General features: G+C 45.5%; 14 protein-coding genes. 6 read left to right on the top strand and 8 right to left on the bottom strand.

Features of this window, described 5'->3' with window-relative positions:
- Positions 1 to 6: 6 nt before the first annotated feature.
- On the bottom strand, positions 7 to 489 hold the full coding sequence (locus QUA43_RS04715) for a BON domain-containing protein (RefSeq protein WP_333371476.1): 483 nt from the start codon (positions 487 to 489) through the stop codon (positions 7 to 9).
- Between the two features lie 483 nt (positions 490 to 972).
- Positions 973 to 1,527 (bottom strand): hypothetical protein, encoded by a 555-nt coding sequence (locus QUA43_RS04720; RefSeq protein WP_333371478.1) that lies wholly within the window; start codon positions 1,525 to 1,527, stop codon positions 973 to 975.
- A 69-nt stretch (positions 1,528 to 1,596) separates the two neighbouring features.
- On the opposite strand from QUA43_RS04720, the gene QUA43_RS04725 reads away from it, so the two are divergent.
- Positions 1,597 to 2,997 carry an S-layer homology domain-containing protein gene (locus tag QUA43_RS04725; RefSeq protein ID WP_333371480.1) on the top strand — a complete coding sequence of 467 codons (1,401 nt, stop codon included), beginning with the start codon at positions 1,597 to 1,599 and terminating at the stop codon, positions 2,995 to 2,997.
- Between the two features lie 538 nt (positions 2,998 to 3,535).
- Positions 3,536 to 4,570 (top strand): histidine kinase, encoded by a 1,035-nt coding sequence (locus QUA43_RS04730; RefSeq protein WP_333371482.1) that lies wholly within the window; start codon positions 3,536 to 3,538, stop codon positions 4,568 to 4,570.
- Positions 4,571 to 4,748: 178 nt separating this feature from the next.
- Here the strand turns inward: QUA43_RS04730 and QUA43_RS04735 are convergent, their stop codons facing one another.
- Both QUA43_RS04735 and QUA43_RS04740 read right to left on the bottom strand, forming a co-directional pair.
- The gene (locus QUA43_RS04735; RefSeq protein ID WP_333371484.1) at positions 4,749 to 5,519 is read right to left on the bottom strand and encodes a methyltransferase domain-containing protein; all 771 of its coding nucleotides are present in this window, start codon (positions 5,517 to 5,519) and stop codon (positions 4,749 to 4,751) included.
- 78 nt (positions 5,520 to 5,597) lie between these two features.
- Positions 5,598 to 6,086: a GNAT family N-acetyltransferase gene (locus QUA43_RS04740; RefSeq protein WP_333371486.1), complete on the bottom strand. Its 489-nt coding sequence runs from the start codon at positions 6,084 to 6,086 to the stop codon at positions 5,598 to 5,600.
- A gap of 227 nt (positions 6,087 to 6,313) precedes the next feature.
- On the opposite strand from QUA43_RS04740, the gene QUA43_RS04745 reads away from it, so the two are divergent.
- The 3 genes from QUA43_RS04745 (at position 6,314) to QUA43_RS04755 (ending at position 8,816) form a co-directional block, all read left to right on the top strand.
- Positions 6,314 to 7,228, top strand: a complete 915-nt coding sequence (locus QUA43_RS04745; protein ID WP_333371488.1) for a LysR family transcriptional regulator — start codon at positions 6,314 to 6,316, stop codon at positions 7,226 to 7,228.
- A 185-nt stretch (positions 7,229 to 7,413) separates the two neighbouring features.
- A complete protein-coding gene (gene crtE / locus QUA43_RS04750) occupies positions 7,414 to 8,343 on the top strand; it encodes a geranylgeranyl diphosphate synthase CrtE (RefSeq protein ID WP_333371491.1) in 930 nt (309 codons plus the stop codon).
- A gap of 14 nt (positions 8,344 to 8,357) precedes the next feature.
- Entirely contained in the window at positions 8,358 to 8,816 is a 459-nt protein-coding gene (locus QUA43_RS04755) for a divergent PAP2 family protein (RefSeq protein WP_333350317.1), read from the top strand.
- A gap of 104 nt (positions 8,817 to 8,920) precedes the next feature.
- On the opposite strand, the gene QUA43_RS04760 is transcribed toward QUA43_RS04755, so the two are convergent.
- The 4 genes from QUA43_RS04760 to QUA43_RS04775 form a co-directional block, all read right to left on the bottom strand.
- Positions 8,921 to 9,424 (bottom strand): YbjN domain-containing protein, encoded by a 504-nt coding sequence (locus QUA43_RS04760; RefSeq protein ID WP_333371493.1) that lies wholly within the window; start codon positions 9,422 to 9,424, stop codon positions 8,921 to 8,923.
- A gap of 176 nt (positions 9,425 to 9,600) precedes the next feature.
- Positions 9,601 to 10,506, bottom strand: a complete 906-nt coding sequence (locus QUA43_RS04765; RefSeq protein WP_333371495.1) for a ferritin-like domain-containing protein — start codon at positions 10,504 to 10,506, stop codon at positions 9,601 to 9,603.
- Between the two features lie 314 nt (positions 10,507 to 10,820).
- Positions 10,821 to 11,054, bottom strand: a complete 234-nt coding sequence (locus QUA43_RS04770) for a hypothetical protein (protein WP_333371497.1) — start codon at positions 11,052 to 11,054, stop codon at positions 10,821 to 10,823.
- Positions 11,051 to 11,377, bottom strand: a complete 327-nt coding sequence (locus QUA43_RS04775; protein ID WP_333371499.1) for a hypothetical protein — start codon at positions 11,375 to 11,377, stop codon at positions 11,051 to 11,053. The genes QUA43_RS04770 and QUA43_RS04775 overlap by 4 nt, the downstream gene beginning before the upstream one ends.
- A 41-nt stretch (positions 11,378 to 11,418) precedes the next feature.
- On the opposite strand from QUA43_RS04775, the gene QUA43_RS04780 reads away from it, so the two are divergent.
- On the top strand, positions 11,419 to 11,895 hold the full coding sequence (locus QUA43_RS04780) for a hypothetical protein (protein ID WP_333371500.1): 477 nt from the start codon (positions 11,419 to 11,421) through the stop codon (positions 11,893 to 11,895).
- The last annotated feature ends 70 nt before the right edge of the window (positions 11,896 to 11,965 follow it).

Below are 11,965 nucleotides of genomic sequence, written 5' to 3' on the forward strand. Positions count from 1 at the left end.
GCTAATTTATTGATTGCTGCTAGGCGATTCGGGTGCAGCGGGGGCGACAACAGCCGTAACATTCACCTGTTTAACACCCTTAATCTCTTTAGCTAGTGGCTCAATTTTAGCTAAATCAGTTTGATTTGGAACTGTGCCACCTACGGTGACAAGCCCATCTTTTGCGTCAACAGTTAGCTGACCTTTAGTGATGTTTACTTCTAACTTGGAGCGCACTTCACTTTGGAGGTCGCCATCGGCTCTTATTGCATCGCCACCCGTCACATTGTTGCGCTGTTCTCTGGCCCTGATATCAGAATTTGCTTGATTTTGGCGAATCTGGCTAGTGGCGTCACCCTGAGTTTTTTGAACTGTCTCGGCTGGGGGCGGGCTAGTGGTATTTCCTGTGGCAGAATTAGGAGAATCAGCGCTAGTTTTAGCTCCTTCGCTGCAAGCAGCAGCTCCAAATAATAGGAGGCCGCTGAGGAGAATTGGTGTTAGTTTGTTCATAATAGGTTTATACCCTCCGGGTAAGCTTTTTTTAATGAGGCTGACTTGGTTGAGCCAGATGGGAGCCAGATGGAGCAAGACAGCATCTTGGTTTTTGCTTTCTGGTTTGTGCTTTCTGTGCTTTAAAAATCCTTATATCAAATATATACATTTGAGCAAGTATCTACATCGCTCCACGGGTGTAAAATTAATCTATGTCGTTAGATAGAGTACAAAAAATACAATCAGGTCTTAAGTCAAATTTAGCTCAAGGGAGTTTTGACCAAATTATTACTCAAAAACCCGGTTGATGGATACCTTTTTTGTTGCCCAAGCCAATATTTTCCTAAACACCCAGTTGCCAAGCATAAGTTTTATTAATGAATTCGAGCGCCACTCCCAACTAATTTTTCTCTCTTCCCTGGAACCTGTGACTTATTCCCTCAACATTTCTCCGTTAAATCTGTTAAATCTCCTACACTACTCATTGTAAAACTGGCTGCTTCAAAACAAACGAAAAGAGTCGAGAAATTTTTGAGCATTTTCTGGTTCTGGGGTTGTGGCCACCAGCCCGTAAACCCGCGTTTCCACCAAAAAAACTTGGCCCACACCTACAGGTTCAGTGGGGGAAAGTGGCTGAAACTCAAACTCTTTTCCTGGATAGCCTCCTAGGGAAATATCCCGCACTTGCAAGACTTTAGCATTCGCTGCCACGACGAAAAAATCAACGGCATTATTTAAAGTTATTCTGATATTATTGATATTATTGTTCCTCAGCCGAAAATCTAGGTCAAAGTATTGAAGCAAATAAGTTTCTTTGTTTTTTAATTTCGAGCGGTATGTATGAGCAATAATTTGGTTTGAAAAAATTTCGGAATTAATTTTGGGATTGGCCGGCATATCGATCGCAAACTGACCCATCGCCGAGCAAAATGGCTGCCACTCTGGCGTCTGAATTTCTGACCGCAGTGGGGCTGGTTGAGAAGCAGCGGGACGGGCAAACTTGACAGGGTATGAAAGTAATGTAGCAGTAACTAGAAGTAAATACAGAAATTTCATTTGGGTAAAAATTATATATGCCCGATCGATCTGCGCTAGCCTAGAAATATATCTGCAAAGGGGCGATTTATGCTGAATATTATATTTACTCAACGGCGAGGCAACTCTCAAGGACGATCTAAAATCACTAAAACCCATAAAACCAATATACTCGCTGCTGTAAATACTTGGCTGGCTGTGTGTCTGCTGGCTGCTGTCACAGCTTGTGCAAACAGCCCCAACAGCAAGGCACTCGAAGAATCATTAGCCGCCGATCCCAAATTAAAACAAAACCCAGTAGTTTTCTCTTCCCCGCCACCAGCGACAGCAATTGAGACAAACTCTACCGCCAAACTTCCTCCCGATTTCCCGACAGAGATTCCACTCTATCCTAATGCTGAGTTAATCGAAGTTGGTGGGCAAACCGATCCGTCGCAAAAAAATGTGCGGCTGCGCTGGGAGAGCACTGATCCGGTTAATTCGGTTCAGAACTTTTACTCTACAGAGTTTGGGCGTCGCAACTGGGAAATAGTCAGCCGCCCCACCGCCGAGGGACAAGGTTCTTTGGTAGCAACGCGAGATAATTTGCGGGTAACAGTGTCGCTTTCTCCTACTCAGAAAGTAGGGGGTTTTACAGAATTTGCGATCGACTACAGCAAAGAAAGCCCAGAAATTGCCGCCAGTCCCGAACCTAACAATTCCGAGTCTAGCGCATCTCCAACCGCTTCACCAACTCCATCTAATTCAGAGGGAACTAATCCAACGCCATCCGCCTCGCCAAAATCCGCAAAAGTTAGCCAACTAGACACCCAAATTCCTCAACAGTTGCGGCAGTATGTGGCTGATTTAAGTCAGTTGGAAGTGCTGAAAGTGCGAGCGACAGAAAGTGCTAATTTAGAAACAGCCAGCACTTTGCCCCAACCCAACAAAATTGTCACTCGTCGCGAATACGCCCGCTGGTTAGTAGCAGCTAACAATCAGATTTATGCTAGCCGTCAAGCCAAACAAATTAGATTAGCAGTAGACTCTAGCGAACCAGCCTTTCCTGACGTACCCAAAACAGACCCGGATTTTTCAGCAATTCAAGGTTTAGCAGAAGCCGGTGTAATTCCGAGTTCGCTTTCGGGAGAAACTAAAGATATGAAATTTCGCCCGGATGCACCTTTAACTCGCGAAACAATGATTCTCTGGAAAGTGCCTTTAGATAGTCGTCAAGTTTTACCGACAGCTAACATTGACGGACTGAAAGAAAAGTGGGGTTTTCAAGATGCTTCTAAAATAGATTCCCAGGCGTCGCGGGCCGTTTTAGCAGATTTTAACAACGGAGATTTGGCAAATATTCGCCGCGTTTTTGGTTTTACTACTCTGTTTCAGCCGAAGAAATCCGTGACTCGCGCCGAAGCTGCTGCTAGTTTGTGGTATTTTGGCGTTCAAGATCAGGGATTGTCTGCTAAAGATGCCCTGGAAGCAAAGTCTCAACCTGCTGAGTAGAGTTGTTTGGGGTGGTTAAAAGTTTTGACCACAGCATCTACTTAGCCAAAACAAAGAAACCGGGTTTTTTCTCTGTAAGCAAACCCGGTTTTTGCGTCCAAGACTGAGGAAATTGTACCAATTTTTGATAAATCGGCGTGCGATCGCCCGCAACAAAAATTGGAGCTTGAGTTTCTAGGATTTCTGTGAATATGGCTGACCCAGAAACCGACTTTTATCTACCAAGATGCCCTGTAAAACGCGAGGCATATCCGGTAAAACAATTTGTTTTTTTAATTATTTTGGGGAGTTATAGCAAAAAAATCTTTCCTAGATTGTACATCGGTTTTTCTGTCGTTGTGGCCTACCCTAGGGGATAGATTTTTTTTGCTTTAATCTTAACTTCTGTATCCTGCCATACAACCGCTGCATTGGGCGGGCAAATTTTATACACATTTTAACTAACCCTTTGTTCAAAACTCTTAGTAGGATTCCGGATAGCTTAGCGGTCTTAACGATAAATGAAAACAGTGTTTGAGCTCTTGGAGAGCATTTTTTAATGTACGATATTACCTTATTTACCCCGCAAGACATGGCGAAATGCAGCTTAGTCCTGCGCCAGTTAGGTAGAAATACTGCTAGTATGGAAGCCAGCAGCCAGAAGATTGTTAACTATATTTACCGACATTTTTGCGATTCGCAAACTGGAGAAAATACCTGTGTCTTAGTGCGTTTGTTCAAAACACATCCCTACGGGGAATTAGAAGACTCATTGCAACAATCCGCCCGCCGCTTGATGAAGGGCAATTCCCCCGCCGCCGACATGAAATGTTGGACTCTGCTAGCAGCCGCAGGCACAGAACCGCACTGGAATTCTCGGCACACAGCAGCAGAAAATACAGCTATTCCATTAGTTAGCACAAAATTAGTGGCTCAAATGCCGGCGATTTCGGAAATAATCCGGCAGTTCGGTTTAGACATTCCTACATTCCTCGGAATTGAGCGAGAAAGGTTCCTGCAATTAGAGTCCGCTGTATTAAATATTTTTCACGTATCAAAGGCAAAAGGCAGCCCCTTTATTCCGGAGCAAAATTCCTTAATTATTCCTTACCAAGTCAAGTCTGTCTTGGGATTTGGGGGACTTCTGCCATCAGGAAGTTTGTTTGCGGTAGTGATGTTCCTGAAAGTTAAAATTCCCCAAAGCACGGCTGAACTGTTTAAAGATTTGGCACTTAGTGTCAAAACCGCATTGTCCATGCCCGACGAACAAAGTGTTTTTGACTATTCAGAAAATCCTACAACGTTTGTTACAAATAACAATATTTACGAAACCCAATTACTGGAATATCAAGTGGCTAATCTGATTCAATTGCTGGACTTTTCAGAACAAGAAATGCTCAGACAAGCTACTCGCTTTCAACAGAGTATTAACAATTTACAGCGCGAACTAGCCGAATACAAAAATAAGGAACAAGCTTTGAAAGTAAGCCAAAATTCCTTTACAGGCATCCTCAATATTCCCAAAGATGCTATTGTGAGCCTAGAGGAAAATCAAGGAATTCAGCGTTTTAATCAAGGGGAAGAACCGATTTAAACCAAGCTCTGTGTTTAGCAACCCGGTTTATCCAAGAAACCGAGTTATTGCGGTGTTTGTTGAGTAAATTTTGTTTTTACAATAGGAAAAGAAAATAACTGCGCGCACTAGCGTGCGGCGATGGGGATACTGAGTGCACTAAGGCCACAAATATCCCCGATTTGAAAGCTTATATTTGTCAATAGGAATTTTTGATAGCAACAACGCGAATTCGGCGATAATCTGCAATCCAATTACCATCGCGGTACAGCGCCGATCGCAAACGCTCTGCAACTGCGTTAATTACGTGCGATCGCACATCATCAGACAACCCCGACAAAAACCCGCCAGCAAACATCTCGACCCAATTTACCATACCCGCGCTGCCACCTTCTAGGGGAGTCGGGCGATCGAACAAAACCGCATAAGTAACCTCAAAACCCTGCTTTTCCAAAAGCACAGCATACTCGCCAATACTCGGAAAATACCAAGGATTAAGCGCTTCAGGCTCTTCGCAGCCAATTTCTGACAAAACACTCAAAAGTGCCTGGACGATCGCCCCCACGTTCCCCTTACCGCCAAACTCAGCGACAAAACGCCCTCCCGGCTTCAGCGCTTTTTCTACACAATTAATTACAGCATCCGGCTGTTTAATCCAATGCAAAACAGCATTAGAAAATACAGCATCCAGCGGTTGCTCTACTTGAAAATTGCGGGCATCTGCGACGGCAAAACTAATCTGAGGATAGTTGGCTTTAGCTTTGGCAATCATCGACAAAGATGAATCAATCCCATGCACAAAAGCTCCACTTTCAGCAATCTTTTCAGTTAACTGTCCCGTACCGCAGCCTAAATCTAGAATTCGTTCTCCAGCTTTGGGAGCCAGTAATTCCAAGAGCGATTCACCGTATTGCCAAACAAAAGCGTGTTGCTGTTCGTACAGGGCTGTATTCCAATAATTTTGTGCCACGATAATTCCCCTAAATCTGTGTTTTCTGTGTTCTATGCGGTTAATTGTCAAAAAAAACTCCTTCACAAAACAATCAAATTATTTGTTAGCCAGTTGGGCCATCGCACTTCCATCGATCCGGCAAACCCTAATATTTTCCAAAATTCGCGCTCCCTGCTTTTGATAAAAAGCAATTCCCGGTGTATTCCCAGTATTCACAGTCCATTCAATCCGCCCGCAATTTGTTGACTCAGCAATTTGTGCCAAAGACTTTAACAACGCTGTACCGACTCCGAAACGGCGAAACTGAGATTGCACAAATAAGTCATCAAGCCAGAGACACGGCTGCGCCAAAAGACTTGAGTAGGAAGCATAAAATATGGCAAATCCTACCGCTGTGCCGGCAACTTCCGCCAACAATACTCGCACTAGCGGAGACTCGACAAATAGTGTTTGCTGCAATTTGTCTGCTGTGGCTTTTAAAAGATTTGGAACTCCGTCAAATTCTGCTTTTTGCGAAATAAAAGCCATAATTAATTCCAAGTCTGCCAGCTCTGCTTCTCGAATTTTTACCTCTAAATTATCCATTTTTGAATGCTCCATTGTACCGACTACATAATTTTCAAGTTAACTGCCAAAGGACCATAACTAATGATTGATTTTTTGACTTGTCCGACTTCGCAAAAGTTGTCGGGAGCTGGGTATTCTGTTTTTTGAATTTGGCTTACTTATTACTCTAGAAAATACGCTCGTAAATGTCCAATACATTTTTAACTAACAACTTATACTTTTAAAATATCAATGATTGGAGAGTTATGGAACTGCGACATTTGCGTTATTTCATTGCGGTTGCAGAAGAATTGAATTTCACTCGCGCAGCCGATCGACTGCACATTGCTCAACCTCCGCTGAGCCAGCAAATCCAGCATTTGGAGGCTGAGTTGGGCTTTCAACTGTTTCGCCGCACCAAGCGGACGGTTGTACTCACAGAAGCGGGACAGGTTTTTTTTGAGGAGTCGCAAAAAATTATGCAGCAAGTCGATCGAGCAATTCAACTCGGCCGACAGACAAGTCGGGGCGAACTCGGCCAACTGACGATCGGCTTTGTGAGCTCTGCTTCTCATAACGTGGTTCCAGCCATTTTGCAGGCTTTTCGCACTCTTCATCCTGCGGTAAAGCTCGAATTGCGAGAAATGACGACAAATGAGCAGTTACAGCGACTGCGAGAAGGGCAAATTGACATCGGCTTTATTCGCCCTCCGGTGGAAGAGGGGATAAATTCTGAAATTGTTTTTCGGGAAGTGCTGATCGTGGCTTTGCCGCAGACGCATCCAATGGCCGATCGCGCGAATGTTGAATTGCGCCAACTTTCCACGGAACCGTTTATCCTGTTTCCGCGTTCCCTCGCTCCGGGATTGTACGATCGGATCGTCAGTTTTTGTCAACAAGCAGGTTTTAGCCCGATCGCCGCTCAAGAAGCAATTCAAATGCAAACCATTGTCAGTCTAGTCGCCGCCGAGATGGGAGTGGCGATCGTCCCGGAGTCGATGCAGAATTTCCAGCGCCTCGGCGTTGTTTACAAACCTATACAAGAAATCAGCCCGATCGTCTCGATCGCTCTAATTTGGGGCCTGAATCCAACGCCCGCAGTGCTGCGGTTTTTGCAGACAGCCAGAGACTTGTCAAATCTCAAATCTCAAATGTCAAATCTCAAATCTCAAAGCGATTGACGCCCTAGAGCAAATTTGAGCAACTTCTTAAAACTCAAAACTTCACATAAATTTCTGTGCAACAACACCCGTAGAATGATTAAATTGAGTCTCTGATTTCGAGCGATCGCCACGGTAAAAGTCGGCGCGATCGACCAACACAACTCAGAGTATCCCAATTCACATTAAGTACAAGAGAGCAAGGGATGTTATTTGCAGCAACAGAAATGGATTCGTCCCAACCGGAATCCGCTTTCGACTTATCTAGTTACCTAGTCGAGCAAAAAAAGGCGATCGAGATAGCTCTCGACAGTGCACTCCCGGTCATCTACCCAGAGAAAATTTACGAAGCCATGCGCTATTCGCTGCTCGCGGGGGGCAAACGGCTGCGTCCGATCCTGTGTCTGGCTAGCTGCGAACTGGCCGGCGGCACGACATCTATGGCAATTCCGACAGCTTGCGCTTTGGAAATGATCCACACGATGTCGCTGATCCACGATGATTTGCCAGCAATGGACAATGACGACTACCGGCGCGGCAAACTGACGAACCACAAAGTCTACGGCGAGGATATCGCCATTTTGGCTGGCGATGGTTTGCTGACCTATGCTTTTGAATTTATTGCCACTAAAACTCAGAATGTACCCCCCCAGCAGGTGTTGCAGACGATCGCCCATTTAGCGCGGGCATCGGGCGCTGCTGGACTCGTAGGCGGTCAAGTGGTTGATTTGGAATCGGAAGGAAAGACAGATGTTTCTCTGGAAACTTTGAATTACATTCACGCTCACAAAACAGGCGCGCTGTTAGAGGCCTGCGTAGTTTGTGGGGCAATTTTGGCTGGGGCTTCGGCTGCGGATTTGCAGCGGCTGTCTCGTTTCGCTCAAAATATTGGGTTGGCTTTCCAGATAATTGACGACATTCTGGATATTACTGCTACCCAAGAAGAACTGGGCAAAACTGCTGGCAAAGATGTTCAAGCAGGAAAAGTCACTTATCCGAGTTTGTGGGGAATTGAGGAGTCTCGGCGCCAAGCTTTGCAGCTTGTTGCTGATGCTAAGGCTCAATTGGCAGTGTTTGGGAGCAAAGCTCTACCGCTGCTGGCGATCGCCGATTTTATTACCAGCCGCAGTAACTAGAAATACCAAACACTATGCAGGAAATTAGCAGCAGCGTCTTAAACAATCATGTACTGGTGGTTGCTTTGCTCGCTTGTCTGGCGGCTCAGATCATGAAGCTGCCGATCGAGTTGGTCAAAAATCGCAAGTTTAATCTTCAGTATTTGGTAACAACGGGGGGAATGCCAAGCGCTCACTCGTCTTTTGTGGGCGCTTTGGCTGCTGGAGTGGGACAAACAATGGGATGGGAAAGTCCAGACTTTGCGATCGCTGCGATCTTTGCAATTATTGTGATGTACGACGCAGCAGGCGTCCGCCAAGCTGCAGGCAAGCAAGCTCGTATCCTCAACCAAATTATTGATGAGTTTTTTGAGGAAGATCACAACCTTAATGAGGCTCGCCTGAAAGAGTTGCTGGGACACACTCCTTTTCAAGTGCTTGTCGGTTTGGGGCTGGGAATCACTATTGCTTGGATCGCAGGGCCTGCATATTAGTTACTGGTTATTAGTTATTGGTTATTAGTTCTTGGTTATTGGTTATTGGTCGTTACGACCAACAAGTAACAAGTAACAAATAACAAGTAACAAATAACAAGTAACTACTGACCGAATTCTGCTTGCAGCAGGTCATCGTTGTCATCGGCGATCGTGGCGACAATAGTAATAACCCGAGAAATTTCCCCTGCCGAGATTTCGGCGATCGTCCGAGTCGATATTACCGCAACTTGATTGTCAACAATGGCAAAATGAGATTCCAAAGTAGACAGCCAATTCATTTCTAGGATTTTCCGCATTAATTGAGCTTCATTCTTCGCTGGCAACTGCAGTACAAAAGCCCAAACAGTCAAAGTATCCTCTTCGGTTTCGCCCGTGAGTTGCACGAACACTTCAACACTGCCGTACTTAAACTTCCAAAGATGTCCGCCAGCTTCATTTTGACCGACCATCACTTTTTGGTCTACAGCCATGCTGGCGATGACAGTTTCAATTTCTTCTGCATAGGTGACGGCTGTGGCTTTTTCGACCTGCTCGGAGGCGATCGCGCTTTCACTCGATAGGCTTTCTGCGGAAACTGTTTGTATGTTCGGCTCGCTGGTAGTCATGATTATATTTAGACGGAAAACTATTCCAATAATCAGTTTACTTGCTCAAGCTTAAAATTATGACTTTAAATAACTGGTTCCGAGGCTATGCCTGGGAACCAGTATATCTCGCTTGTTTGCGGAGGCAGACGCAAGTTTGACTTGCAGAGCGGTTTCAACCAAATTCGCGATCGTATTTAAGCCTTGGGCTTAGCCGCCGCCGGCTTTTTCTCAATGGTATTCAGCCCGTTGAGGAACATGGGCACCAATTTCTCCATAAATGCCTGCGGGTCGCGGTTCCAGGCGCGCTGAGCTACATCGACTCTGGTCATTTGCAGGTCGGGGGCCAGCAGGCTTGCGGGCAAGCGTTCCATCAGGTATTGCGGGCGTTCCCACATCGGCATGGTGTTGGCAATATCCACTAGGCGGGTGACGCGGCGGAGTTCTGCCCCCAACATGATATCCATTCCCGATTCAAAAGCTGCTTGTTCGATCGCCATATACTTGCGCTTTGCCTGTTCCACCTTCTGGCGGTGTTCCGGGCTTTTAGCAGCTATGGAGCCGAGCCAGCGGTTGCCCCAGCGGACGTGACCAGCTTCTTCGGGAAAAATCTTTTCGATGGTTTCGCGGATTTTGACGTTTTCGTCGGTTTGGGGAGCCTGTTTGAGGGCGTGGATGTGCGCTGAGAAGTATTCGCAGCCCCGCTTTTCGGTGACGTTAATCGCGGCGAGGGAAGAAATTACAAAGTCTTCGCGGTCTTTGGTGGGGTCTGTTAGGTCGTTGTCGAGCAACCTTTCAAATTCGTCAATGTAGGAGACTCCCGGCGGCGTTCCCACATTTTGACCGATGTCTACGAGCAAATCTGTCAGCCACATAGCGTGCCGCGCTTCGTCGGAAATGTGCCGGGAAAGATCGCGCACAAGTTCTGGCGGATTGCCGTCTAGCTGTTCGATTAATTCCGTGAGGTCTTTGCAACTGCGCTGTTCGCTGTATCGGTAGCGGTTGAGGGTGATCAGGTGAATTTCGCGATCGCGCACTACATTAGCTAAAATTTCGCGCGCTCCCATAGCGTTACGAAGCTTGCGGGGATAGGCAACAGTCATGCTTTTATGTTGTTTTGTAAAGATACTTGTATAAGTGTAACGCACTTTTTTCGACAACCAATTACCTCGCAAGGGTGAAAGTTGTTGTTTAGTACGGAGATTCAATTTTATACAGACAGTTTTTTTACTAGCTCAACAAATGACAATAGTTTTGAGTGGCGAGTCATACCATTTTAGATTTTAGATTTTAGATTTTAGATTAAAACTGACTGATGACTATCAGGGTTTGGAACACGGGCTGACAATTACGTTATTTTTTTGTAAACTAATATCACGCAAGGGTTTCGCGGATCACAAAAAGCAACCTCACACACTCAAAACTGTTCAGGTTCCGTCGAGTCTTGGGCCTCAACAATAGCAGACTCTTGTTGAAATTTTCGCGCCTCTTCTACTTCTAACCTAGCCAGAGTTGTCGCCACATCAGCTAACTGTAAAGCCAGATTCATCCGACAAACCGGGTTTTTTTCCCTCCAGAGGTCTTTTGCTAAGAAATGTACTCGATAGCGAAACATTTTAATTGAATTTGGCGGAGTAACTTTCACGGTCATAGTCTTTCTTCGGTTGAAGTTTGAATGCGGAGCAGCACCCGTTCTAGCTCCAAGTAAACAAATGTCAGCATGATTACTTTATATTCATCGGTGATTGTAACACTACAGGTTGCCGATCGAGGTTCAACGCCTTCGTGCCTGACAACTACAGTATATTTTCCCTGCTTCAGGTTATCAAAATTCACATCGGCCTCAAACAGGTCAACTGTCTCCTCGGCCAGCACTCGTCCTTCTTGAGTTAGTAAAGTGACAAACGCAATGCCGTCAACTGAAGTCATGGCGACGTTACTCTGATTGCGGATCATCACAAAAATATCGGACATCGTTTAGTCATTGTTAATTGCTAATTGCTAATTTAGAATGAGTGCAGAATCTCACAAATATGCGGAGTATAAATACGGTGAATCATGTCAAGCTTTTGCTAATTTTGACGGCTTTTGCAGGGGTTCTCGGTTTGGGAAAAAGTGGGGCGCTAGCTGCTGTCTCGAATATCTCTGAGACAGAGCCTTGTTTACAGCTTCACGGCGTGCGGGTTGCTCAAAGGGAAGAGCGCAATTTAAGTAACACGAAAGGTACATTAAAAGAAGGCAGTGCCCTCTCTATCGATCCTGATGAAGTTACGGGCATACCAAAAGCTGAGGCGCGACAGCGTTTCATTTTGAATAAGATATATCGGGTTCAGGAAGGCACTACCCCTGACGATTTGTTTATTGTTGATGAGAAAGCAAATAAATGGGCTGTAGAGGATGTCTCTGAGGCTACAATGGGCCCTACTACTAACAGCGTTGCCCAGATAGTGTCCGGTGACGGGAGAGTCTGGGCGCTGATCCAGAAGTTCTAAACTCCAAAAAAACGCCGCTTTTAAGGGCGGCGTTCTTATTAATTAAAAATCACAGGTTAAAAATGGTATA

The organism is Microcoleus sp. N9_B4 (genome assembly GCF_036701635.1).
Lineage (GTDB): Bacteria > Cyanobacteriota > Cyanobacteriia > Cyanobacteriales > Microcoleaceae > Microcoleus.